The organism is Pantoea sp. Fr-CA_6 (assembly GCF_024520895.1).
Taxonomy (GTDB): domain Bacteria; phylum Pseudomonadota; class Gammaproteobacteria; order Enterobacterales; family Enterobacteriaceae; genus Pantoea; species Pantoea agglomerans.
In genome coordinates this window covers 288,114-311,550 of sequence record NZ_JALNPO010000005.1, presented here as the reverse complement: position 1 = coordinate 311,550, position 23,437 = coordinate 288,114, and the positions used below count along the sequence as shown (strand labels likewise).

Genomic DNA, 23,437 nt, shown 5'->3' with positions numbered 1-23,437 from the left:
GCTTTGCATCTCACTGAGTTAAGAAGTAATGTTCAGAAAGACTTAAGAAAAGTCTGGCATTATTTGAAATATCCCAATGCAGTTTGAACAATTACAACGGTTTTTTGATTGGAAAACGTCCAATCCTTTGAATTAAGACACTGTTTCCTTTGAATTCACAGCAATAACGCGTTAGCCAGGGTTCACAATAGGGCTAACAAACTATTCAGTCATTGAATGTTTCAATGACAATTTCTCAGGTGATGGCAGGCAAATGGTGAAAAAATCCGCTCAACGTTCAGCGCTAATCTACACAGCTGTAACGACCGCGCTTTTCCTTTCTTCTTCCGCCATGGCGGCAGGGACCTGGTATGATGCACGTAATGACGCCATGGGCGGCACCGGCGTAGCATCTTCTCTTTATGGCTCCGCAGTGCTGGCGAACCCGGCATTAATGACGCGCGCCAAACCCGACGATAGCGTCAGCATTATTTTCCCTTCAGCCGGTATTCAGGTCACCGACAAAGATAAGCTGATCGATAAAGTCGATGATATTACGGACACCGTTGATCGCTATCGCACGGTGCTGGGTAACCTCACACCAGCGGATTTCTTCCGTGCTAACTCTGAATTGCGCGCGGCCTCAGGTGATGTGGCAAATAAGCTAAGCGATTTGCGCGGTAACAAAGCAGACGGTTCTGCCGGCGCGGCTGTTGCCGTTACCATCCCTAACGAAACTCTGCCTTTCGCCTTTATCACCAAAGCCTACGGGACAGCGCACGTCCGCGCTAACGTGGTACAGAGTGATATTGACTACCTGCGCAGTATAGAAAACGGGGCGTTTCCTCGTCCTGGCGATCAAAATAACCTGCGCTCCAGCGCGAATGGCTTAGCGGCGCTGGTCACCGATTATGGTGTGGCGGTGGCGCATGAGTTCACCATCGCTGGTCAGCCAGTATCGGTAGGCGTCACACCGAAAGTGCAGAAAACCTGGCTCTATAACTACACCGCCAGTATTTACAACTACGACAAAAGTGACATCAATAACAGCCAGTATCGCAGCACCGACACCGGCTTTAACGTTGATGCCGGTCTGGCGACCACCTTTGCTGAAAACTGGACGCTGGGTGTAACCGGACAGAACCTGGTTTCACGCGATCTGCAGACCAAAGAGGTCAATGGTTTCCGCGACACCTACCAGATTCGCCCGCTGGTCACCACCGGTCTGGCCTGGGATAAAGGTCCGTTTACCGTGACGGGCGATGTGGATCTGACTGAAACCAAACGCTTCAAAACTCAGGATAACAGCCAGTATGCGGCAGTGGGCGCGGAATACCGCGTACTTGACTGGCTGCAGCTGCGTGCAGGTTATCGTGCGGACATGCGTTCTAACGACGAAAATGTCGCTACGGCCGGTTTTGGTCTGTCACCGTTTAACAAAGCCGTACATCTGGATCTGGCGGGCTCTGTAGGTGCTAACAACACCTGGGGCGCGATGATGCAGCTGGGCTTTAACTTCTAAGCGCGTTATTCAGACTGTTCGGGGGCGGGCGATGCACTATCGCCCGCCCTTGTGTTATCCTTGCACAGAATTCCATCACCCCTTAATTACCGGATTGTCTGCGCTTCATGCCTAATTTCTCTTCGCAACGTTTCTCAATCGCCCCTATGCTCGACTGGACCGATCGTCACTGTCGCTATTTTCATCGTCAGCTGACCGGTGACACGCTGCTCTACACCGAAATGGTGACTACGGGCGCAATCATTCATGGCAAAGGGGATTACCTGGCTTACAGTGAGGCTGAGCATCCGGTCGCGTTGCAGCTTGGCGGTAGCGATCCGGCGGCACTGGCGCAGTGCGCGAAGCTGGCAGAGCAGCGCGGTTACGATGAAGTGAATCTTAATGTCGGCTGTCCCTCTGATCGGGTGCAGAATGGCCGTTTCGGCGCCTGCCTGATGGCCGAGGCGAATCTGGTCGCAGATGCCGTTAAAGCGATGCGCGACGTGGTTTCAATTCCGGTCACGGTGAAAACCCGCATTGGTATCGATGAGCTGGACAGCTATGAATTCCTGACCGATTTTATCGGCACGGTGGCGGGACGCGGTGAGTGTGAGACATTTATCATTCATGCGCGTAAAGCCTGGCTCTCCGGCCTCAGCCCGAAAGAGAACCGCGAGATTCCACCGCTGGACTATCCCCGCGTCTATCAGCTGAAACGCGATTTTCCGCAACTGACTATCGCCCTCAATGGCGGCGTGAAAACCCTGGAAGAGGCACAGATCCATCTGCAACACCTTGACGGCGTGATGATGGGACGTGAAGCCTACCAAAACCCCGGCATTCTGGCGCAGGTCGATCAGACATTGTTTGGTCGCCAGCATCCGGCGGCTAACCCGGTTGAAGTGGTGCGCGCCATGTATCCCTATATTGAAGCGGAACTGGCGAAGGGGACGTATCTGGGACATGTCACGCGCCATATGCTGGGTCTGTTCCAGGGGATCCCGGGCGCCCGCCAGTGGCGACGCCATCTGAGTGAAAATGCCCACAAACCCGGTGCCGATGTCCGTGTGCTGGAGGCGGCGCTTGCGCTGGTCGCCGATAAAATCCCGCAGGAAGCCTGACGCCTCATCTGAACCCGAAAAAACCAGCTCTGTTTGCTGGTTTTTTTACGCCACTATGTGGTTTTTCTCACCAGGTTGCGCTCTTCTGTTTATCTCTTATCAGAATAAAATCAATGAGTTAACTTTTGGCACGTTTTTTGTAATAGCTATAACAATCAATCTCAAAAAGGAGCGCTGACGTGGAAATTTTATTCGTATTGGGGTTTTTCCTGATGCTGTTGCTGACCGGCGTTTCGCTGTTAGGCGTGCTGGCGGCACTGGTGGTCGCAACCATCGTGATGTTTGTCGGTGGACTGTTTGCAATTGTTATTAAAGTGTTGCCGTGGCTGGTGCTGGCGGTGATTGCGGTCTGGCTGCATCGTGCCTTTTTTGGCGACAGCGATGAGCGAGCACGTCGCAAGCTGCGGCGTAAGATCAACAGGTTAGACCGCAAAGGCTGGCGCTAAATGCGGTGAAGATCACAGTGTGAGAGATTGGTCAGGGCTGATCTGCAATTAAACATATTTTTTACTTATGTTTTCTGGCAGGATGCCTGTCGTCAAATCGATGTGCCATCGACTCGACACGAATTCATCGCCGCTGTCCCTACACCAGCGCGAACAAAAAATAAAAAAAGAGAAGGGCTTCCCGCGGGAGGCCCTTTTTGTTGCTCACTATTATGGAATTAAGAGACAGGATCCCTGCGTGGCGCGGCTCTCCAGCATCTGGTGCGCTTTGCTGGCCTCTTTCAGCGCAAACTTCTGCTGCTCCGGTACATCAACTTTAATTGCGCCACTCGCCAGCAGCGAGAAAAGCTCGGCACTGGCGGTTTCCAGCTCCTGGCGGTTGGTGATATAGCCAAACAGTGAAGGGCGGGTCACAAACAGCGAGCCTTTCTTATTCAGAATGCCGAGATCTATCCCGGTAACCGGACCCGAAGCATTGCCAAAACTGACCATCAGCCCATGACGGCGCAATGAGTCCAGCGATGCTTCCCAGGTATCTTTGCCCACGGAGTCATAAACTACGCCCACTTTTTTCCCATCGGTCAGTTCGCTGACGCGTTGCGCAATATTCTCTTCGCGGTAGTTAATCGTCGCCCAGGCGCCGGCCTTCTTCGCCATCGCTGCCTTTTCTGCTGACCCGACTGTGCCAATCAAATGGGCACCCAGCGCTTTTGCCCACTGACAGGCAATTAACCCGACGCCGCCCGCTGCGGCATGAAACAGAAAGGTCTCACCGGCGCTGATTTTATAGGTCTGGCGCAGCAGATATTGTGTGGTCAGCCCTTTCAGGTAGCTGGCTGCGCCCTGCTCAAAGCTGATCGCCTCCGGGAGATGCATCAGGCGATCTTCCGCCACGTTGTGCACTTCGCTATAGGCCCCCATCGACGCCAGACAGTAGACCACGCGATCGCCGGGCTTAAATAATGTCACGCCACGTCCAACCCGCGACACCACGCCTGCGGCTTCTGTACCCAGGCCAGAGGGAAAAGCGGCGACCGGATAAAGCCCGCTGCGAACATAGGTATCGATGTAATTAATCCCGATAGCGCGATGTTCTACCTGCACTTCATGTTCGGCCGGGTCAGCAGGTTTAAAATCTGTCCACTCTAAAACGTCCGGGCCGCCATGTGCGCTGAACTGAATACGCTTTGCCATTCTGACTCCTGTGATTGTTTCATCATGAGGGTGAGGCACGCACCCCAACTAAGGTATACTTGCGCGTCCCCACAGAAGATCGGTAATGCATTCACTATGGCAGGAAATAAACCCACCAACAAATCGAACGAAACGCAGGATCGCCAGCTCGCAGGCGTGAAAATGCCCCCGCATTCGCTGGAAGCGGAGCAGTCGGTGCTCGGTGGGTTAATGCTGGATAACGAGCGCTGGGACAATGTCTCTGAGCGCGTCGTCGCGAATGATTTTTTCAACCGCTCGCATCGGCTGATTTTTTCAGAGATGCAGCGGCTGCTGGAAAACAGCAAACCTATTGACCTGATTACGCTCTCCGAATCGCTGGAAACCCGTGGCGAGCTGGAGATGGCGGGCGGCTTCGCCTATCTGGCGGAACTGGCGAAAAACACCCCGAGCGCGGCGAACATCGGCGCCTATGCTGACATCGTGCGCGAACGTGCGGTGGTGCGTGAGATGATCGCCGTCGCTAACCAGATTGCCGATGCCGGTTATGATCCGCAGGGGCGTAACAGCGAAGAGCTGCTCGACTTCGCGGAGTCGAACGTCTTTAAAATTGCGGAAGCCCGCGCGGATAAGGATGCTGGCCCGAAAAACATCGAGCAGATTCTGGAATCGACCGTCTCGCGTATCGAATCGCTCTATCAGACACCGCACGATGGCGTCACCGGCGTCGATACCGGCTATCAGGATCTGAATAAAAAGACCGCGGGCCTGCAGGGTTCTGATCTGATTATTGTCGCAGCACGTCCTTCGATGGGTAAAACCACCTTTGCGATGAACCTGTGCGAAAACGCCGCCATGCTGCAGGAAAAACCAGTGCTGATCTTCAGTCTGGAGATGCCCAGCGAGCAGATCATGATGCGTATGCTGGCGTCACTCTCCCGCGTCGATCAGACCCGGATTCGTACCGGGCAGCTGGATGATGAGGACTGGGCGCGTATTTCCGGCACCATGGGCATCCTGCTGGAGAAGAAGAACATGTACATTGATGACTCTTCCGGCCTGACGCCCACCGAAGTGCGTTCGCGCGCCCGACGCATCTACCGTGAAAACGGTGGATTAAGCATGATCATGATCGACTATCTGCAGCTGATGCGCGTGCCGTCACTGTCGGACAACCGTACGCTGGAAATTGCTGAGATCTCCCGCTCGCTGAAAGCGCTGGCCAAAGAGCTGAACGTGCCGGTTGTAGCGCTGTCGCAGCTTAACCGCTCGCTGGAGCAGCGAGCCGATAAACGTCCGGTCAACTCGGATCTGCGTGAATCGGGCTCGATCGAGCAGGATGCGGATTTGATCATGTTTATCTATCGCGATGAGGTTTACCACGAAAACAGCGATCTTAAAGGGATCGCGGAGATCATTCTGGGTAAACAGCGTAACGGCCCGATCGGTACAGTACGCCTGACCTTTAACGGTCAGTGGTCACGCTTCGACAACTACGCTGGCCCGCAATACGACGACGAATAATCCCCGGTTTGTGCTGTCATGCACGATCTGTGCATGACAGCACCCATCATCACAAAATAGTGTTGGACAACCTCTCGGGTTATCGGGTTATCTGTAACAAAGCGACGCCCATCACGCTGTGGAAACGGAATGACTCACGTAGACGATTACGACCTTAAAATCCTGACTTTATTACAATCCAACGGCCGTCTGACCAACCAGGAACTCAGCGATCTGGTCGGCCTTTCTGCCTCACAATGTTCCCGCCGTCGTATCAATCTGGAACAGGCTAATCTGATCCTGGGTTATCATGCCCGGCTGTCGCCCGATGCCATCGGGCTTGGCATGGTGGGATTGATTGAGGTGCGTTTAATTAACCACACCGCAGAATATGTCGAGAGCTTTCACCGGATGGTGGAGCAGGAACAGGCGATCGTGGATGCCTATAAAACTACCGGCGATGCGGACTATCTGCTTAAAGTGGCAGTGGCCGATCTCAATTCCCTTAGTGCGTTAATCAGCCAGTTAGTCGCGGGCCACCAGAGCGTTTCCCATGTGAAAACCTCGGTAGTGCTGGGACGCATGAAAGAGAACGGGCTGATGATGCTGCCTGAGCAGAAGACGCGCTAAAAAGGTGCGCGCTGTGCGCTTTTGGTGCACACTTGCGGCAATTAATGCGAAGAGCGCGCATAGAGTCGGACTTTAACGCATAGGTTTACGGTATCTGCCGGAATTTATGCACAAAGTTATTTTTTAAAGCGCCTTAGATATCAATGGGATATCGCTGGCACCCGGTTTACAGCAGTTCAGTGCTGTGGCGATGGTGCGTTTTTTGCATCGAAACCGCATCCTTTGCACTGAGAAAACCCCATGGATAACATCGCAGAACCCTCCCGCGTCCCGCATTCGCGCATTGAAGATGCGCTGGCGATGGTGCTTGGCACCCTGATGGTCTCGTTCGGCGTCATTATGCTGAAACAGGCGGGGGCGCTGACCGGCAGCACCGCAGGCATCGCCTTTCTGATCAGCTACCTGTCGCCGCTTTCGTTCGGCAGCGCGTTTTTCCTGATCAACATCCCTTTTTACTGGCTGGCGGTAAAACGCATGGGCTGGGAGTTTACGCTGAAAACCTTCTGCGCCGTCGGTCTGGTGTCGCTGTTCACCCAGCTGCACCCGCTGTTCGTCCACTTTTCTGACCTTAACCCCTTCTATGCGACACTGTTCGGTAACGTCATCATGGGAATCGGGTTTATAGTGTTATTTCGTCATAAGGCGAGCCTGGGCGGCATCAATATTCTGGCGCTGTGGCTACAGGATCGCTTTGGGATCCGCGCGGGGAAGCTGCAAATGGTGGTCGATACCTGCGTCGTGCTGGCGTCACTCTTTGTGGTGAGTGGCCCCATCCTGCTCGCGTCGATTGCGGGTGCGGTGATCCTGAATCTGATTATTGCAATGAACCACCGTCCGGGACGCTATCGGGTTTAATCCGCCTCTTCCCTCTGGACCAATCATGGAGACCTACACCGTGTTTCAAAACGTTGATGCCTATGCTGGCGATCCGATTCTGTCGTTGATGGAAGCCTTCAAACAAGACCCATGCGAACACAAAGTTAACCTGAGTATCGGCCTCTATTACGACGAAAAGGGCATCATCCCGCAGCTGAAGGCTGTAGCCGCTGCCGAAGAGCAGATCTATGCTGAGCCGCATCAGGCATCGCTCTATCTGCCAATGGAAGGACTGAACAGCTACCGTAGTGCGATTGCACCGCTGCTGTTTGGTGCCGATCATCCGGTGTTAAACGCGGGCCGTATCGCCTCTATTCAGACGCTGGGCGGTTCTGGCGCGCTGAAAGTGGGCGCGGATTTCCTTAAGCGCTACTTCCCGCAGTCTGCGGTCTGGGTCAGCGATCCGACCTGGGAAAACCACGTCGCGATTTTTAATGGTGCAGGTTTTGAGGTAAATACCTATCCCTGGTATGACGCAGAGACCCACGGCGTGCGGTTTGATGCCTTTATCAGCACCCTGAAAACCCTGCCAGCGCAGAGCGTCGTGCTGCTGCATCCCTGCTGTCATAACCCGACCGGTGCTGACCTGACCGATGCGCAGTGGGATCAGACCGTTGAGGTGCTGAAAGCACAGCAGCTGATTCCTTTCCTGGATATCGCCTATCAGGGCTTTGGTGCCGGCATGCAGCAGGATGCCTATGCGCTGCGTGCAGTCGCGGCGGCGGGCCTGCCAGCCCTGGTGAGCAACTCCTTCTCCAAAATTTTCTCGCTCTATGGCGAGCGCGTGGGCGGTCTCTCTATCGTCTGTGACAGCGCCGAAGAGTCAGCACGTGTGCTGGGCCAGTTAAAAGCTACGGTTCGCCGCAACTACTCCAGCCCGCCGAATTTCGGTGCGCAGGTTGTCGCGCGCGTACTCAACGATGACGAGTTGAAAGCCAGCTGGCTGGCTGAAGTGGAAGCGATGCGCTTACGCATTCTGGACATGCGTCAGTCGCTGGTGGACGTGCTGAGCACCGCACTGCCAGGTAAAAACTTCGACTACCTGCTGAAGCAACGTGGCATGTTCAGCTACACCGGCCTGAGTGCGCAGCAGGTCGATCGTCTGCGCAACGAATTTGGCATCTATCTGGTGGGCAGCGGCCGCATGTGTGTGGCGGGTCTGAACAGCAAAAATGTGCATCAGGTGGCTGAAGCGTTTGCCGCCGTGATGTAACGGCCGCCAGGCTGTAAAAAAACCGTCAGGGTGCTCTCTGGCGGTTTTTTTATGGGTCAGGGTTTACCTTTCGGCGACATGCTGCACACTTAAACGGGGTAACCGTTTCAGGAATAAGCTATGTGGCATCAACAAACTATTACGCTGAGCGCGAAGCCGCGCGGGTTTCATCTGGTCACCGATGAGATCGTGAACTCGCTCTCCGGACTGCGTGATATCAAAACCGGTCTGCTGCATCTGCTGTTGCAGCACACTTCGGCGTCGTTAACCTTAAATGAGAATTGCGACCCGACGGTGCGCAGCGACATGGAGCAGCATTTCATGCGGCACGTGCCGGAGAATGCGCCTTATCAGCACGATTACGAAGGGCGTGATGATATGCCGGCGCACATCAAATCGTCGATCTTAGGGGTTTCGTTGTTATTACCGGTTCAGCGGGGACGTCTGGTGCTGGGCACCTGGCAGGGTATCTGGCTGGGCGAGCATCGCATTGAGGGCGGTGCCAGGCGGATTGTCGCCACTTTACAAGGGGAATCGTAATGAATAACTCAGACTTACTGACCTATTGCATGAGCAAGCCGGGCGCGGAGCAGAGCGTCCACAGTGACTGGAAAGCCACGCAGATTAAAAGCAACGGCGTGCTGTTTGCGATGGTACATGAGGCGAAAGGGCGGCCAGCGGTCTCGCTGAAATCGACGCCTGCGCTGGCCGAATTACTGCGCGAAGAGCATAGCGATATTATTCCCAGCGAGCATCTGAACAAGTCACACTGGAGCACGCTGTTCCTGGACGGTTCGCTGAAAGATTCGCAGATCTACTATCTGGTCGATGCTTCATTCCAGCAGGTTGCAACGGCCCGCTAAATGGCAATAAAAAACCCTCTTACCTGAGCAAGAGGGTTTCAGAGGCAACGTGTTACGCGGCAGGCTGTTCGCGCAGGGTATTGATGTCGATAACGAAGCGGTATTTCACATCGCTTTTCAGCATGCGCTCATAGGCTTCATTGATCTGGTCCATCGCGATCAGTTCAATGTCTGACGTAATGCCGTGCTCACCACAGAAATCGAGCATCTCCTGGGTCTCTGCGATGCCGCCGATCAGTGAACCGGCGATGCTGCGACGCTTGAAGATCAGGTTAAATACCTGTGGTGCCGGGTGATCGTGCTCCGGTGCACCCACCAGCGTCATGTTGCCATCCAGCTTCAGCAGGGTGATGAAGGGGTTGAGATCGTGCTGAGCCGCAACAGTGTTCAGAATGAAGTCGAAGCTGTTGGCGTGCTGCGCCATCTGCTCCGCATCTTTGGAGATCACGACCTCATCGGCACCCAGACGTTTGCCATCTTCAATTTTGGAAGGCGAGGTGGTGAACAGCACCACATGTGCGCCCATGGCATGGGCAATTTTCACGCCCATATGGCCCAGGCCGCCTAAGCCTACGATACCCACTTTCTTGCCCGGGCCGACATTCCAGTGGCGCAGCGGCGAGTAAGTGGTGATACCGGCACACAGCAGCGGTGCCACGCCCGCCAGCTCCAGGTTCTCGGGAATGCGCAGCACAAAGCTCTCATCAACCACCATCGACGTTGAGTAACCGCCGTAAGTAATGGCGCCGGTTTCACGATCTTCACCGTTATAGGTGCCAACAAAGCCGTTTTCACAATACTGCTCCAGACCCTGCTGACAGCTCGGACAGCTGCGGCACGAATCGACCATGCAGCCTACGCCGACCAGATCGCCGACTTTGTATTTCTGCGTCTGCGGGCCAACGGCCGTGACGCGACCGACAATTTCATGGCCCGGAACCACGGGAAAAATGGTGTTTTTCCACTCATTACGGGCCTGATGCAGGTCTGAGTGGCAAACGCCACAGAACAGCACCTCAAGCTGAACGTCATGGGCGCGCAGCTCACGCGGCTTAAAATCGAACGGTGCCAGTTTGGATTTTGCATCCTGAGCAGCATACGCATGCGTAATATTCATGGTGTCTCCAGTTTCGATGTGTCGTGAGTGTTATTCGATGAAGTGCAGCAGCGTTGATGTGCTGCGAAAACAGGGCGACGCCAGGGGCGTGCCAAAGAGGAACCGCTTAAGGATAGTCAGCGTGGGGAAAAGCGTATATGCCTATACATGTCTGAATCTTGCCTGATTCTGCAATTTTCTGGCTGAATCGACAGGGGAGAGTAAAAGGCCCGCACGCGGCGGGCCTGAAAAAATTACTTCTGTAACAGTGGTTTCAGGAAGCGCGCGGTATGTGATTTCTCACACTCCGCCACGGTTTCTGGCGTTCCAGCCACCAGGATTTCACCGCCGCCGCTGCCGCCTTCCGGACCCAGGTCGACAATCCAGTCTGCGGTTTTGACCACATCCAGGTTGTGCTCAATCACCACGATGGTGTTGCCCTGATCGCGCAGCTTATGCAGCACTTCCAGCAGCTGCTGGATATCGGCAAAGTGCAGGCCGGTGGTCGGTTCATCCAGAATGTAGAGCGTCTGACCGGTGCCACGCTTCGACAGCTCACGCGCCAGCTTCACGCGCTGGGCTTCACCGCCGGAAAGGGTGGTCGCGGACTGACCGAGGCGGATGTAGGTGAGGCCCACATCGATCAGCGTCTGCAGCTTACGCGCCAGCGCCGGCACCGCATCGAAGAACTCACGTGCCTCTTCGATGGTCATTTCCAGCACTTCGTGAATGCTCTTGCCTTTGTACTTCACTTCCAGCGTTTCACGGTTATAGCGTTTGCCTTTGCACTGATCGCACGGCACATAAATGTCCGGCAGGAAGTGCATTTCGACTTTCAGCACGCCATCGCCCTGACAGGCTTCACAGCGACCGCCACGCACGTTAAAGCTGAAGCGGCCCGGATTATAGCCGCGTGAACGCGCTTCCGGCACGCCCGCAAACAGTTCACGCACCGGGGTGAAGATGCCGGTGTAGGTGGCCGGGTTGGAGCGCGGTGTACGACCAATCGGGCTCTGGTCGATGTCGATTACTTTGTCGAAGTGCTCCAGTCCCGCCACGTCACGGTAAGGTGCCGGTTCGGCGATGGTCGCGCCGTTCAGCGCCCGCTGGGCAATCGGGAAGAGCGTATCGTTGATCAGGGTCGATTTACCCGAGCCGGAAACACCGGTAATACAGGTGAACAGCCCGACCGGCAGCGTCAGCGTGACATCCTTGAGGTTGTTGCCGCGTGCGCCGGTAATCTTCAGTACTTTGGCCGGGTCGCCTTTGACGCGCTCCTCTGGCACTGCAATGCCACGCTTGCCGCTCAGGAACTGGCCGGTCAGTGACGCTTCCTGCGCCATGATCTGATCAACCGTGCCTTCAGCCACCACCTGGCCGCCATGTACGCCCGCACCCGGACCGATATCGATCACATGGTCAGCGGCACGAATCGCATCTTCATCATGCTCAACCACGATCACCGTGTTACCGAGGTCGCGCAGATGAATCAGGGTGCCGAGCAGGCGTTCGTTGTCGCGCTGGTGCAGGCCGATTGAAGGCTCATCCAGCACATACATCACGCCGACCAGACCGGCACCGATCTGGCTGGCCAGACGGATACGCTGTGCTTCACCACCGGACAGGGTCTCGGCGGAACGCGACATCGAAAGATAGTTCAGGCCGACGTTGACCAGGAAGCTCAGGCGATCGCCAATCTCTTTCAAAATTTTCTCGGCGATCTGCGCACGCTGGCCGCTGAGTTTCATGTTTTCAAAGAAGGACATCGCATGGCCGATGCTCATCTCAGAGATGGTCGGCAGCGTGGTGTTCTCCACGAAGACATGACGCGCTTCACGACGCAGACGGGTTCCTTCACAGCTGGCACAGGCGCGGTTGCTGATAAATTTCGCCAGCTCTTCGCGTACCGCTGAGGACTCGGTCTCTTTGTAGCGGCGCTCCATGTTATTGAGCACCCCTTCAAATGGATGACGGCGCACCGAGGTGTCGCCGCGATCGTTGATGTACTTAAATTCGATGCTCTCTTTGCCTGATCCGTACAGAATCACTTTCTGTACGTTTTCTGGCAGGCTGCCGAACGACGCTTCGATATCAAAATCGAGGTGTTCCGCCAGCGAACGCAGCATCTGGAAGTAGTAGAAATTGCGGCGATCCCAGCCGCGGATTGCACCGCCCGCCAGCGAGAGTTCAGGATTCTGCACCACGCGGTCAGGATCAAAATATTGCTGTACGCCAAGGCCGTCACAGGTCGGACAGGCGCCCGCCGGATTGTTAAACGAGAACAGGCGCGGCTCCAGCTCGCTCATGCTGTAACCACAGATCGGGCAGGCGAAGTTAGCCGAGAAGAGCAGCTCTTCTGCGGCGCTGTCATCCATGTCCGCCACGATGGCCGTCCCGCCGGAGAGCTCCAGCGTGGTCTCAAACGATTCCGCCAGGCGGGTTGCGAGATCTTCACGTACTTTAAAGCGGTCAATCACCACTTCAATGGTGTGCTTCTTCTGCAGCTCGAGTTTTGGCGGATCGGAGAGGTCACACACTTCGCCATCAATACGCGCACGGATATAACCTTGCGTCGCCAGATTCTCCAGCGTTTTGGTGTGCTCACCCTTACGATCTTTCACCACCGGCGCCAGCAGCATCAGGCGACGGCCTTCCGGCTGGGAGAGCACCTGATCGACCATCTGGCTGACGGTCTGCGCCGCCAGCGGCACATCATGATCCGGGCAGCGCGGTTCGCCAACGCGGGCAAACAGCAGACGCAGGTAATCATGGATCTCGGTGATGGTTCCCACGGTCGAGCGTGGGTTGTGCGAGGTGGATTTCTGTTCAATGGAAATGGCGGGCGACAAACCTTCGATATGATCGACGTCCGGCTTCTCCATTAACGAAAGAAACTGGCGCGCATACGCAGAGAGCGACTCCACATAGCGGCGCTGACCTTCCGCATACAGCGTATCAAACGCCAGTGAGGATTTACCGGAACCTGACAGGCCGGTTACCACAATGAGTTTGTCGCGTGGGATGGTCAGGTTGATGTTTTTCAAATTATGGGTGCGGGCACCACGAACTTCGATCTTATCCATTCACCTTTCCCGGATTAGCAGCACTCACCGCGCCTTGCCGACACGGCCAGAATAAACGTGTCATTATGGCACAAAAAATAGACTGAATAAATATCCAGTACTCTCAGCCTCCGGCGCGCAGCGGATTAAAACTGGAACCCCGCTCGAAAGTGGGAAACAGACCGCAGGACGTGTTAGAATTGATAGATTAGAATGTATGCATTAACTCATCGGGAGACAGCAACATGGCCAGTCGTGGCGTTAACAAAGTGATTCTTGTCGGGAATCTGGGTCAGGATCCGGAAGTACGTTATATGCCAAATGGTGGCGCTGTTGCCAACATTACGCTGGCTACGTCGGAAAGCTGGCGCGACAAGCAGACCGGTGAAAACAAAGAGATCACTGAGTGGCACCGTGTGGTGCTGTTTGGCAAACTGGCTGAAGTCGCGGGTGAATACCTGAAAAAAGGGTCGCAGGTCTATATCGAAGGCCAGCTGCGCACCCGTAAATGGCAGGATCAGGGTGGCCAGGAGCGTTACACCACCGAAGTCGTGGTTAACGTTGGTGGTACCATGCAGATGCTGGGTGGCCGTCAGCAGGGCGGTAATGCCGGTGCAGGCGCTCCAGCCGGTGGTGGCGCGCAGGGCGGTGGCAACAACAATGGCTGGGGTCAGCCGCAGCAGCCGCAGGGCAACAATAACCAGTTCAGTGGCGGCGCGCAGTCCCGTCCGCAGCCGCAGCCACAGAGCGCGCCGGCCAGCAACAACAACGAACCACCAATGGATTTCGACGACGATATTCCGTTCTGATTCCGTTGGCCAGAGAGTACAAAAAAAGCCCGCTTTGCGGGCTTTTTTTATGCGCGGCGTCTGGCGGCCAGCTACGACCATTCCGCCAGAATCGCCTCCGTGCTCAGCACACGCGGCACGTTGCCGGGGATCAGCAGTGAGGCCCACACATCATTGTGCTGGTTAATCAGTGCTTCGGCGCTGACCCAGCGGCGATCTGCCGTGGTGTGCGCATCGGCGGCAACGGTAATCGCATAGCCCGCACTGGCACCGACTTTTATTGTGGTATCCAGGCAGTAGTCAGTGGCACAACCGCACACCACAAATTCCTCTACCGCCAGCCTCTTTAACAGCGTGGCCAGGTCGGTGTGCCAGAAGCTGTCGCAGGCAGTTTTGGTCACATAGTGTGCGCCAGCAGGCTGAGCGATTTCTGGCAGCAGCTCGAAAGCCGCATTACCCTCGCACATCTCGCCTTCGCGGTGCTGGATAAATATTGTGATATCGGCGCGTTCGGTCAGCCGGTTAATCTGTGCAATCCTTCCCGCTGTGTCGAAGCGTGGCGTGCTGAAGACGCCATTCTGCATATCAATGACCACGACTACCCGCTGTGCCATGCTTAATCCCATCTGGTTTGAAAAAAGCAGTGTTACCTGAGGCATTGTGGAAAGCAATCTTTTGCATTTTCCCCCCTGTCACAGGCATGCTAAACCGACTGGTTAAATAAGGAGAGAGAAGTGGAAGGTGTTCCGGCGAGTTTCCCCTGTGAGAAAGACCGCGCCCGGTTTCAGCAACTCGCCGAACTGCCCGGTGTGGAACTCTATCAGGCCCACATCTCCCGCTACGCATTTGAACCCCATACCCATGAAGCCTTTGGTATCGGCACCATTGAAGCGGGCGCGCAACGCTTTCGCTACCGCGGCACCGAATATACTGCGCCGGAGAACTCGCTGGTCATGATGAATCCGGATGAACTGCATACCGGTGAGTCAGCGTGTGAAGAGGGCTGGCGCTACCAGATGATCTACATTCAGCCGCAGCTGATGGATGAACTGACCGGCGATCGCGGCTGGTGGTTCAACGAGGCGCTGTTGACCGATCCGCGCGTGGCGCGGCCGCTCTCCCGCACGCTGGCGACACTCTGGCAGGCGGAATCACCACTGGCGCGCCAGAGCCTGCTGGCTGAACTGCTGTTGCAGATTCGTCCGCTGGCACGCATGTCCTCACAGGGCAGACCGGATGCACGGCATCGTTTTGATCAGGTAAGAGATTTTCTGCGCTCAAACCTCGCAGAACCGGTGCGGCTGGATGAGCTGGCGGCGCTGGCCTCGCTTTCGCCGTGGCACTTCTTACGCGCCTTTCGTCAGCACTATCACGTTACGCCGCATCAGATGCTGATGGCTTTCCGGCTTTACGACGCCAGGCAAAGGCTGGCACAGGGTGAAGCGGCTGCCAGCGTTGCGGCGGCGGTGGGATTAACCGATCAGGCCCATCTGACCCGCGCCTTTGCAAACCGTTATGGCATCACGCCGGGCCGCTATCAAAAGCAGGTGCGCCAGCCCTGATACCACCGCAATCTGCTACAAGCATTCCCCGCCCGAACCCGCCACACTGAACGAAAAAGCTATATAAGGAAGAAATTATGTTTGCTGGTGTCATGTTTGCCGTCACCGCCGGACTGCTGTGGGGGCTGATCTTTGTCGGGCCGCTGCTGGTGCCTGACTATCCTGGCGCGCTGCAATCGGCGGGACGTTATGTGGCGTTTGGGCTGATTGCGCTGCCGCTGGCCTGGCACGGTCGTCATCGCCTGCGCAAGCTGGCCCGGGCTGACTGGCGTGAAGCGGTAAAGCTCTCGCTGGTGGGAAACCTCTTCTACTATGCGTTTCTGGCGAACGCCATTCAGCGCACTGGCGGGCCGGTCTCCACCATGATTATCGGCACGCTGCCGGTGGTGATCGCTGTGACGGCCAATCTCTGTTACGGCCATCTTGAAGGACGCCTGCCGTGGCGGCGGCTGTTTCCGGCACTGGTCATGATGGCGGCCGGATTACTCTGCGTGAATGCGGCGGAGCTACAGAGTCAGGGCCACACGCTTGATCTCAGCCGTTATCTGACCGGTATCGCGCTGGCGCTGCTGGCTGTGGTCTGCTGGACCTGGTATCCGCTGCGCAATGCCCGCTGGCTGCGTACCCATCCCGAACTGCGGCCCTCGACCTGGGCAACAGCGCAGGGGGTCGTGACGCTGCCGATGGCACTAATCATGTACGCGCTGGTCAGCGCGCAGCTCGCCTGGCAACAGCCGGCTTTTTCGCTGCCGTTTGGGCCGCGTCCTGCGGTGTTTATCTCCCTGATGCTGGCGATTGGTCTGCTCTGTTCCTGGCTGGGGACCTTATGCTGGAACGCTGCCAGCCAGCGTCTGCCCACCGTACTGATGGGGCCACTGATTGTTTTTGAGATCCTTTTCGGCCTGTTGTGGACTTTTCTCTGGTATCAAAGCTGGCCACCCCTGCTCACCGTGACGGGGATTATTTGTCTGATGGCTGGTGTCCTGTGGGCAATGCGCATCAAACCGCAGCCTCTCGTCGTCGCGATTAAAGAGTAAACCGCGAAGATCGCCAAAAGACCTCTGCCGCGCGGATAACACGCCGCGCGGCTTTTTAAGATTAAACCCTACCCCGATTTGCTCGCTCTCCGGCAGATTTGTGCCGCGAAATCGATTTCATGCCTCTGCGTAATCGTGCCTTTACCCCCGAAAGCCTCTTTCATCCCCTGTTTGTCAGTGAAAAAACGGGACTGATGGTCTCCTGAACATAGCCATGTTTAGCGTTGCCAGGGAGGAACTGTTCAGATATCGGTCATTAATCAGGAAAAATCGCGCAGCATTATGGACGTTATGCTTTTATCAGCGGCTTTTTATTGCGGTATGGTCCTGAGAAAGGGAGGCTGAAAACCACTATTAACTTCACTCAGTGATGAATGAGTAAGAAAACTCCGCCGCTGCGTTAATAATTAAAGATTAATCTCTGGCATCAATGATGCGCAATGAAGAGAGCGAAAAGATAGACACATAACGTTAGTGATAAGGAGCAATAAACTATTTATCCTGGATTAATCCTGGAGAAAGTATATGCCATTAACCCATTCCCCGGAATTAAACGCAGCCGCAAAAATTTGAGTCAGGTCCAGCATTAACTCAAATATACGGTGATTGTTTTTTGTGCGATGTTTAAATTGGCTTAATGATATTGAGACGATTTAGTTCCGACGATTAGCTGGGCTTACGTAAGAAAGGGAGGGCCCAATCCCGCGTAAACGAGATTGGGAAGGGAAGAGTAGCCGTAGAATGCGAGACGTTTGCTGTTGTGAATCAATTTTACCGCAAAAAAAGAAGCTTAGCCGTGAAGCCATTCATTAGTTATAAATGGAGCGGAAAAGGGTGCCGCAATTGTCCTGTTAAATGATCTTCATCTCTTCTGGTAAGAACAAATCTCAGCGTTAAGTCTAAAAAGCGCGGTAGCATTGGGGTTTAGCGGTTCTCCGTGCCTGACGGATAATGGTATACGCTGCGACTGATATCTAATAAGCGGCAGCTGCGACGGGTGCCGATGTCAAAGGTGGCCTGCAGGAAATCCACAGCCTGACGTTTTTCATTAGTGGTAAAGAAGTGCTTCAGAACGCTCTGCAGCATCTCTTTGTCCGAGTTGAGCGTCTGCAGTTCACGCGTGATGTTCTGCAGTTTTTCTTCCAGCTCTTTGATTTTTCTGCCTTCTTCCGAAGACAACCCAGAAAACTTCTTCTTCCAGCTGTAGAACGTGGCTTCAGAGATGCCTAACTCTTCACAAATCTCTCTGACTTTCACGCCCGATTCAGAAGCTTTAATGGCATTTGTGATTTGATCTTCGCTGTATCGTGACTTTCTCATAAATGCTCTTACCTTTCTTATCGATTAATGGATGAGAATGACTTTAATAATTTCTGGCACTGTAAGATTCTATTAAGGCAGTATTAAAGTGCGCGAATTGAATTGCGAAGCCTAAATTAAGATATTTAGAATAAATATCATCATGGGATAAATCTTATTTTATTCTTATCCGGTGGGCGTGCCTTCCTGGAGGGGGATTTTTGTTATAAATTCATCGCATCCAAAATACGAAAAAATTCTACGTACATTGGATATTTAGCCTGACCGACTTGATTAATATGGCGGGAAGGGCTCTTAAAGGTTGTTTTATTTTCAGCCTGAAATCGTTTCCATCTGAAGTGATTCGCGCCATTTATAATAAGAATTATCCTGAATTAACACTCCGGATCATGATTTACATCTCAATTTTCGGACCAGCTTGGTCTGAAGTCTTACATTTTCGCCAGGCCCACTGAGCGCTTATTAATTCGTTACAGGGATGTTGTACCGAAGCGGTTGTAGTTGAGTAATACTAAGGAAGAGTCGATGAAATTGAGCGTAATGTCTAATGCCGCCTGGATGATGTCTGAGAAGATCATCTCCGTTTTTGGCGTCATTTTTGTGACGTCTTACGTGGCGAAATCCTTTGGCCCAACGGTGTTTGGCCAGATGGCGTTTTCTACTTCACTATTTGCGATGGTGCAAACCGTTGCAATCTTTGGCACCGAAACCATTCTGTTTAAACGCGTCAGCAAAAATGCGTCAAAAGGCCTGCGCCTGATGACCATCGCCCGCACGATGAGAATGGTGCTGTTGCTGGTCACTTCGGTGCCAGTCTTAATCTGGGTCTGGTACAACATGCAGGAAAATTTCCTGGCGTTTGCACTGGCCTCATTTGTTGCCTCGGTTTTTGTCACCCAGGACACCTTCAGCGTTTATAACAACGCGCGTCTTGCCTCGCGTCTTAACACCATCGCCAACGCCGTGGGCATGCTGCTGAGTTTCGGCATCAGCTTCACCGTCGCCTGGCTGCGTCTTAATCCGCTCTGGCTGACGCTGTCGATTGTCGCAGTGACTCTGGTGCCTTACCTGATTAAGCGTCACAACTTCTATCAGGACCATCAGGATCAGATGCCACCACGCGAAAAGCGCACGGCCTATCTGCGTTATCTGATGTATGCCGGTCTGCCGCTGGCGATCTCCAGCATCTTTATCTCTGTGCAGGTAAAAGCGGCGCAGATGTTCCTGGCAGGCACGGCACCCGCGCGCGACCTCGGGCTGTTTGCGGCGGCGAATACCATTTCCGCCTCATGGATTTTTATCCCGGTGGCGCTCATCACCTCCTGCTTCACTGAAATCTTCAGGGAGCGCGGCGAGGTCGCCATTAAGCTGGCTGCGCGGCTCAATGGCTATGTTATGGCGGTTTCATTGCTGATGCTGCTGATCATTTCGCTTTATGGCGAGCGGATCATCATTGCGTTGTACGGCCCGGAATTCACACAGTCAGGAAGTCTCATTACGTTGCTGTCGATAGCGACCAGCTTTTCGGCAATGGGGACCGTAGCGTATCGCTACATGGTCAAAGAGGGAGGATTTAACTACTTGCTGAGGAAAATCATCTGCCTGATGGTCATCAGTTTGCCGCTCTCCTGGTGGTTGATCCAGGGTCACGGCATCATGGGGGCCGCGTGGAGCGTTTTCCTTTCAGAACTTTTGTCCCTGACCGTAATGAATTACTTCTTTAAAAACGGCGTCATTCAAAAGATTCAGGTTTCCTCACTCAACTACAAAACATACAAATGAGGTCAGATATGCTCAAGTTGAAAGAAGAACTCAGAAGAAGTGTGCAGTATTTTATTAAGAAGATGCCCTGGGCTTATCAGGACCGCATCTACTACTTCCATAAGTTCAGAAAGCTGCCCAATCTGCGTCAGCCAAAAGTGTTCAACGAGAAGGTGTTGTACCGTAAGTTTATCTTCGGCGATTACCAGAGCTATGGTCGTCTGTCAGATAAGTACTCGGTGCGCGAATTCATTGCTGAAAAAATCGGTAATGAATACCTGATCCCGCTGGTACACGAAACGACTGACCCGACCACGCTGAACAGCTTACCCTGCTGGAAGGGGACGGTGATCAAGCCGAACCACGCCTCCAACATGGTAGAGATTCTGCTGGAGGAGCCGGACGCACTGCGCAAGCAGCAGATCATTCATGACTGCTATCGCTGGCTGAAGACCGACTTCGCCAACGAAGCGCGTGAGATTCACTATCGCTACATCAAGCCACGTATCCTGGTTGAGAAGTACATTGGTGATGGTAAAAGCGCGCCGATTGATTACAAGTTTCATATGTTCAACAAGCGTGATGGCAAGTTCGAATATGTGCTGCAGGTGATCTACAACCGCTGCCAGCCGCTGCTGTCGATGAATTTCTACGTGAATAACCTCAATGAGGCCTATCACAAGATTCGCGATACCGGTCTGGATGTCTCACCGATTATGCCGTCACTGGAACATGCGCTCGAACTGAGCAAGAAGCTGGCCAGTGATTTCGACTACGTGCGTGTGGACTGGTATATCCATGACGAGCGGATCTACTTTGGCGAACTGACCTTCACCCCAGGTGCAGGACTGGTCACCGGATTAGATCGTGGTTTAAATCAGATGATGGGAGATATGTGGATTCAGGACCGCCGCGGAACGCAGAGCCCGGGCGTTACAGTGCAGGATGTTAATATCCCTGCCATGTTGAAGAAAATTTAAGCACACACAGCAATATAAAAAACCCCGCTAAGCGGGGTTTTTTATGCGCAAAAATCAGGGCATCGGCCAGTCAGCAGGCGCCTGGCTCATCACATCGATAAAGGCATGCTTTGAGATTTCCAGAAAGTTATGCACGTTATCCATGCTCAGGGTAATGCCCATCAGACCGGTAACAAACCAGCAGGTCATGCCTAAACCAATCCCGCCACACATAAATGCCATCACGTGACGGCTATCCTGACGAAGTTTGGTTTTCAGGGTGCTGGCAAAAAACATCATGATTGCGCTCAGCAATTCCCAACGCATAACAAGTAAACTGGCGGTTAACGTAGCCATCGGCCGGACCTCAATATCAGTAAGTATTCCTGACAATCTGCGGACATCACCGGCGGCGGAAAAGTGTGTCAGGGGGTGCTTTTTCGCCGTCAACCCAGGTTCAAAGTGTGACTTGGGTCACATTATATCACCCGATTTTAAATTTTGAACAAAATTTGACTCTGGTATGGTAGCGGCGTGAGGGAATAGTGAGCAGTAGCAGAAGAACGGCGGGGAAATCAGTCAGATGCGCCCGGGCGGGCGCATCTGAGGGTCAACGAACCGGACAGCACTCGCCGGTCGTGCGCTGGGTGAAGCTACTGATACCGTCATTGCAGCCAAAACTCAGCAGGCGAGGGCGCTGAATCGCCTGGCGGCGCATGGTATGGCGGTAAGCGGTAGGCGTCTGTGAAAACTGACGACGAAACACGCGGGAGAAGGTCTGCTGCGAGTCATAGCCATACTGCATCGCAATATCAAAAACCGGCCGCTGTGTCTGCGACAGCGCTTCCGCTGCCAGCGTCAGACGGCGCTCGCGAATATAGCCACCCAGCGTCTGTTTCGTTACCGAACGGAACATACGCTGCAGATGCCATTTCGAATAGCCCGATTTTGCGGCAACCTCATCGATCGACAGGCTCTTATCCAGGTTCTGGTCAATCCAGTGCGTCAGGGAATGAATGATCTCTTCTTGCATCATGGTCTCATCCTTCTGGTGCTTAATAAGCGGTAATGGGAGTTTAGTGGTTTTGATGGAGAGCGAGTATAATTCCTCAAGTTAACTTGAGGTAAAGAGCCTGATGAAAAAAGAACGCAACTATCCGAAACCGGTCTTAACACCGGGTGAAGTGGCGCGCCGCAGCGGTGTGGCGGTTTCGGCGCTGCACTTTTATGAGACAAAAGGACTTATTTTCAGCACCCGCAACAGCGGCAATCAGCGGCGATACAGCCGTGACGTGCTGCGACGCGTCGCGATTATCAAGATTGCGCAGCGTATCGGCATTCCGCTGGCAACGGTTAGTGACAGCCTGGATCACATTCCGCCTGACAAGCGCATGTCGACACCGGAGTGGGATGCGCTGACGCAGCACTGGCGCGAAGAGCTGGATAAGCGTATTGAAACCCTGACCCGCCTGCGTAATGACCTGGATGGCTGTATCGGCTGCGGCTGTTTGTCGATGCGCGACTGCCCGCTGCGCAATCCCGGCGACCGGCTGGGTCAGCAGGGCTCGGGTGCGGTGCTGCTTGACCCGGAACAGGATGATAAACATCCGGATGTGGAGTGACGTCTATACTTGGTGAAGGTCAAAACACAGGGAATCATGATGATCACCGTTCACCATCTTGAGAAATCGCGCTCGCATCGGGTGCTGTGGCTGCTGGAAGAGCTGGAAGTGCCGTACCAGATTAAACGCTATCAACGCGAACCGACCATGCTGGCCCCGGAGGCGCTGAAAAAAGTGCATCCACTGGGAAAATCACCGGTCATTACCGACGGGAACCAGGTAGTGGCAGAGTCAGGTGCCATTCTCGAATATCTTGAAGAGAAATATGATCACGAGTTCCGGCTCAAAGTGAGTGATGAGGCATCACGACTGCAGTGCCGCTACTGGCTGCACTATGCCGAAGGCTCGCTGATGCCGCTGCTGGTGATGAAGCTGATCTTCGGTCAGATGGGTAAAGCACCGGTGCCGTGGCTGCTGCGCCCGGTCGGGGCGGCATTCGGTAAAGGCGTGCAGAAGGCGTTTCTGGATAAACAGCTTAAGCCACACATGCAGATGATCGAACAGCATCTGGCTGCAAATCCCTGGTTCGCCGGTCAGCGCTTCAGTATCGCTGATATCCAGATGAGCTTTCCGCTGCTGGCGCTTGCGCGACGTGCCGGACTGGAGCAGATGCCCGCCAGCCAGAAATGGCTGCAGACTGTGCAACAGCGTGCCGCCTGGCAGCGCGCGATCGATCAGGGCGGCGAGCTTTCGCTGCCAGGTTAATTCCCCTCTTCCACTGGCGGGTCGTGTCTCATCACGGCTGCGCCGGTGCGCATCCCCCTGAAAATCGCGTTAACTTCAGGGCGTCAGCGTTTGACGTCGGTTTGGGCCACGCGGCTGCTGGCGACTTAAGCCTGATCTTTATGCTGAAGAATCTCCCTCTGACAGTTGAAAATGTGCCGCTAAACGCCGGATAATCGCATGCCTTTTTATCTGGCCGCTT

Annotated in this window: 23 protein-coding genes; 16 read left to right on the top strand and 7 right to left on the bottom strand. The window is 54.3% G+C overall.

The genetic code is table 11. The features are described from left to right. The first annotated feature begins 253 nt into the window (after positions 1–253). The 3 genes from NR201_RS12155 to pspG all read left to right on the top strand — a co-directional run bounded on the left by NR201_RS12155 (position 254) and on the right by pspG (position 3,047). Entirely contained in the window at positions 254–1,501 is a 1,248-nt protein-coding gene (locus NR201_RS12155) for a conjugal transfer protein TraF (protein ID WP_089414667.1), read from the top strand. Between the two features lie 107 nt (positions 1,502–1,608). Beyond that, complete coding sequence (gene dusA, locus NR201_RS12150; protein WP_010672214.1) at positions 1,609–2,601, top strand: tRNA dihydrouridine(20/20a) synthase DusA; 993 nt, start codon at positions 1,609–1,611, stop codon at positions 2,599–2,601. A gap of 179 nt (positions 2,602–2,780) precedes the next feature. Continuing rightward, positions 2,781–3,047, top strand: coding sequence for an envelope stress response protein PspG (gene pspG / locus NR201_RS12145; RefSeq protein ID WP_010252199.1), 267 nt, complete (start codon positions 2,781–2,783; stop codon positions 3,045–3,047). A 210-nt stretch (positions 3,048–3,257) separates the two neighbouring features. On the opposite strand, the gene NR201_RS12140 is transcribed toward pspG, so the two are convergent. Then, positions 3,258–4,241, bottom strand: coding sequence for a quinone oxidoreductase (locus NR201_RS12140; RefSeq protein WP_182504598.1), 984 nt, complete (start codon positions 4,239–4,241; stop codon positions 3,258–3,260). Between the two features lie 96 nt (positions 4,242–4,337). Between NR201_RS12140 and dnaB the strand changes: the two genes are divergently transcribed. The 6 genes from dnaB to NR201_RS12110 all read left to right on the top strand — a co-directional run bounded on the left by dnaB (position 4,338) and on the right by NR201_RS12110 (position 9,305). Next, a complete protein-coding gene (gene dnaB / locus NR201_RS12135; protein ID WP_010252197.1) occupies positions 4,338–5,744 on the top strand; it encodes a replicative DNA helicase in 1,407 nt (468 codons plus the stop codon). Positions 5,745–5,873: 129 nt separating this feature from the next. Next, a complete protein-coding gene (locus NR201_RS12130; RefSeq protein WP_010252196.1) occupies positions 5,874–6,353 on the top strand; it encodes an Lrp/AsnC family transcriptional regulator in 480 nt (159 codons plus the stop codon). 240 nt (positions 6,354–6,593) lie between these two features. Next, a complete protein-coding gene (locus NR201_RS12125; RefSeq protein ID WP_010672216.1) occupies positions 6,594–7,208 on the top strand; it encodes a YitT family protein in 615 nt (204 codons plus the stop codon). A gap of 40 nt (positions 7,209–7,248) precedes the next feature. Further along, positions 7,249–8,442, top strand: a complete 1,194-nt coding sequence (locus tag NR201_RS12120) for an amino acid aminotransferase (protein WP_256849819.1) — start codon at positions 7,249–7,251, stop codon at positions 8,440–8,442. Between the two features lie 120 nt (positions 8,443–8,562). Continuing rightward, positions 8,563–8,982, top strand: a complete 420-nt coding sequence (locus NR201_RS12115; RefSeq protein WP_010252188.1) for a secondary thiamine-phosphate synthase enzyme YjbQ — start codon at positions 8,563–8,565, stop codon at positions 8,980–8,982. Further along, entirely contained in the window at positions 8,982–9,305 is a 324-nt protein-coding gene (locus NR201_RS12110; RefSeq protein ID WP_010252186.1) for an MmcQ/YjbR family DNA-binding protein, read from the top strand. Before NR201_RS12115 ends, NR201_RS12110 begins: the two co-directional genes overlap by 1 nt. A gap of 52 nt (positions 9,306–9,357) precedes the next feature. Here NR201_RS12110 and NR201_RS12105 read toward each other — a convergent pair whose 3' ends face one another. Next, a complete protein-coding gene (locus NR201_RS12105; protein WP_010252184.1) occupies positions 9,358–10,422 on the bottom strand; it encodes an NAD(P)-dependent alcohol dehydrogenase in 1,065 nt (354 codons plus the stop codon). 233 nt (positions 10,423–10,655) lie between these two features. After that, positions 10,656–13,484 (bottom strand): excinuclease ABC subunit UvrA, encoded by a 2,829-nt coding sequence (gene uvrA, locus NR201_RS12100; RefSeq protein ID WP_010252182.1) that lies wholly within the window; start codon positions 13,482–13,484, stop codon positions 10,656–10,658. A 224-nt stretch (positions 13,485–13,708) separates the two neighbouring features. On the opposite strand from uvrA, the gene ssb1 reads away from it, so the two are divergent. Further along, on the top strand, positions 13,709–14,272 hold the full coding sequence (gene ssb1, locus NR201_RS12095) for a single-stranded DNA-binding protein SSB1 (RefSeq protein ID WP_010252180.1): 564 nt from the start codon (positions 13,709–13,711) through the stop codon (positions 14,270–14,272). A 71-nt stretch (positions 14,273–14,343) separates the two neighbouring features. Here ssb1 and NR201_RS12090 read toward each other — a convergent pair whose 3' ends face one another. After that, complete coding sequence (locus tag NR201_RS12090; protein WP_033759724.1) at positions 14,344–14,865, bottom strand: isochorismatase family protein; 522 nt, start codon at positions 14,863–14,865, stop codon at positions 14,344–14,346. 120 nt (positions 14,866–14,985) lie between these two features. Between NR201_RS12090 and NR201_RS12085 the strand changes: the two genes are divergently transcribed. Together NR201_RS12085 and NR201_RS12080 are read left to right on the top strand one after the other, a co-directional pair. Beyond that, positions 14,986–15,813, top strand: coding sequence for an AraC family transcriptional regulator (locus NR201_RS12085; RefSeq protein WP_256849808.1), 828 nt, complete (start codon positions 14,986–14,988; stop codon positions 15,811–15,813). Between the two features lie 77 nt (positions 15,814–15,890). Further along, positions 15,891–16,850 (top strand): DMT family transporter, encoded by a 960-nt coding sequence (locus NR201_RS12080; RefSeq protein WP_033770841.1) that lies wholly within the window; start codon positions 15,891–15,893, stop codon positions 16,848–16,850. Between the two features lie 924 nt (positions 16,851–17,774). Here the strand turns inward: NR201_RS12080 and NR201_RS12075 are convergent. Continuing rightward, positions 17,775–18,170, bottom strand: a complete 396-nt coding sequence (locus NR201_RS12075; protein ID WP_003855733.1) for a transposase — start codon at positions 18,168–18,170, stop codon at positions 17,775–17,777. A gap of 525 nt (positions 18,171–18,695) precedes the next feature. On the opposite strand from NR201_RS12075, the gene NR201_RS12070 reads away from it, so the two are divergent. Both NR201_RS12070 and NR201_RS12065 read left to right on the top strand, forming a co-directional pair. Next, entirely contained in the window at positions 18,696–19,952 is a 1,257-nt protein-coding gene (locus tag NR201_RS12070; protein ID WP_010252170.1) for an oligosaccharide flippase family protein, read from the top strand. Positions 19,953–19,960: 8 nt separating this feature from the next. Further along, complete coding sequence (locus NR201_RS12065; RefSeq protein ID WP_010252168.1) at positions 19,961–20,911, top strand: ATP-grasp fold amidoligase family protein; 951 nt, start codon at positions 19,961–19,963, stop codon at positions 20,909–20,911. A 54-nt stretch (positions 20,912–20,965) separates the two neighbouring features. On the opposite strand, the gene NR201_RS12060 is transcribed toward NR201_RS12065, so the two are convergent. Both NR201_RS12060 and soxS read right to left on the bottom strand, forming a co-directional pair. Continuing rightward, on the bottom strand, positions 20,966–21,247 hold the full coding sequence (locus NR201_RS12060) for a YjcB family protein (RefSeq protein WP_010252166.1): 282 nt from the start codon (positions 21,245–21,247) through the stop codon (positions 20,966–20,968). Positions 21,248–21,500: 253 nt separating this feature from the next. Then, positions 21,501–21,926, bottom strand: a complete 426-nt coding sequence (gene soxS, locus NR201_RS12055; RefSeq protein ID WP_010252163.1) for a superoxide response transcriptional regulator SoxS — start codon at positions 21,924–21,926, stop codon at positions 21,501–21,503. A gap of 100 nt (positions 21,927–22,026) precedes the next feature. Here soxS and soxR point away from each other — a divergent pair, with 100 nt between their 5' ends. Together soxR and NR201_RS12045 are read left to right on the top strand one after the other, a co-directional pair. After that, on the top strand, positions 22,027–22,512 hold the full coding sequence (soxR, locus tag NR201_RS12050) for a redox-sensitive transcriptional activator SoxR (protein ID WP_010252161.1): 486 nt from the start codon (positions 22,027–22,029) through the stop codon (positions 22,510–22,512). A 39-nt stretch (positions 22,513–22,551) separates the two neighbouring features. Then, positions 22,552–23,217: a glutathione S-transferase family protein gene (locus NR201_RS12045; RefSeq protein ID WP_010252159.1), complete on the top strand. Its 666-nt coding sequence runs from the start codon at positions 22,552–22,554 to the stop codon at positions 23,215–23,217. The last annotated feature ends 220 nt before the right edge of the window (positions 23,218–23,437 follow it).

What these genes read in the sequence shown, in the direction of transcription:
- NR201_RS12090 (WP_033759724.1), bottom strand. Translation starts at nt 14,865, where the DNA reads ATGGCACAGCGGGTAGTCGTGGTCATTGATATGCAGAATGGCGTCTTC.
- NR201_RS12070 (WP_010252170.1), top strand. Translation starts at nt 18,696, where the DNA reads ATGAAATTGAGCGTAATGTCTAATGCCGCCTGGATGATGTCTGAGAAG.
- NR201_RS12060 (WP_010252166.1), bottom strand. Translation starts at nt 21,247, where the DNA reads ATGGCTACGTTAACCGCCAGTTTACTTGTTATGCGTTGGGAATTGCTG.
- NR201_RS12110 (WP_010252186.1), top strand. Translation starts at nt 8,982, where the DNA reads ATGAATAACTCAGACTTACTGACCTATTGCATGAGCAAGCCGGGCGCG.
- dnaB (WP_010252197.1), top strand. Translation starts at nt 4,338, where the DNA reads ATGGCAGGAAATAAACCCACCAACAAATCGAACGAAACGCAGGATCGC.
- NR201_RS12045 (WP_010252159.1), top strand. Translation starts at nt 22,552, where the DNA reads ATGATCACCGTTCACCATCTTGAGAAATCGCGCTCGCATCGGGTGCTG.
- uvrA (WP_010252182.1), bottom strand. Translation starts at nt 13,484, where the DNA reads ATGGATAAGATCGAAGTTCGTGGTGCCCGCACCCATAATTTGAAAAAC.
- NR201_RS12155 (WP_089414667.1), top strand. Translation starts at nt 254, where the DNA reads ATGGTGAAAAAATCCGCTCAACGTTCAGCGCTAATCTACACAGCTGTA.
- NR201_RS12080 (WP_033770841.1), top strand. Translation starts at nt 15,891, where the DNA reads ATGTTTGCTGGTGTCATGTTTGCCGTCACCGCCGGACTGCTGTGGGGG.
- NR201_RS12065 (WP_010252168.1), top strand. Translation starts at nt 19,961, where the DNA reads ATGCTCAAGTTGAAAGAAGAACTCAGAAGAAGTGTGCAGTATTTTATT.
- NR201_RS12125 (WP_010672216.1), top strand. Translation starts at nt 6,594, where the DNA reads ATGGATAACATCGCAGAACCCTCCCGCGTCCCGCATTCGCGCATTGAA.
- soxS (WP_010252163.1), bottom strand. Translation starts at nt 21,926, where the DNA reads ATGATGCAAGAAGAGATCATTCATTCCCTGACGCACTGGATTGACCAG.
- NR201_RS12115 (WP_010252188.1), top strand. Translation starts at nt 8,563, where the DNA reads ATGTGGCATCAACAAACTATTACGCTGAGCGCGAAGCCGCGCGGGTTT.
- NR201_RS12130 (WP_010252196.1), top strand. Translation starts at nt 5,874, where the DNA reads ATGACTCACGTAGACGATTACGACCTTAAAATCCTGACTTTATTACAA.
- soxR (WP_010252161.1), top strand. Translation starts at nt 22,027, where the DNA reads ATGAAAAAAGAACGCAACTATCCGAAACCGGTCTTAACACCGGGTGAA.
- ssb1 (WP_010252180.1), top strand. Translation starts at nt 13,709, where the DNA reads ATGGCCAGTCGTGGCGTTAACAAAGTGATTCTTGTCGGGAATCTGGGT.
- NR201_RS12105 (WP_010252184.1), bottom strand. Translation starts at nt 10,422, where the DNA reads ATGAATATTACGCATGCGTATGCTGCTCAGGATGCAAAATCCAAACTG.
- NR201_RS12140 (WP_182504598.1), bottom strand. Translation starts at nt 4,241, where the DNA reads ATGGCAAAGCGTATTCAGTTCAGCGCACATGGCGGCCCGGACGTTTTA.
- dusA (WP_010672214.1), top strand. Translation starts at nt 1,609, where the DNA reads ATGCCTAATTTCTCTTCGCAACGTTTCTCAATCGCCCCTATGCTCGAC.
- NR201_RS12075 (WP_003855733.1), bottom strand. Translation starts at nt 18,170, where the DNA reads ATGAGAAAGTCACGATACAGCGAAGATCAAATCACAAATGCCATTAAA.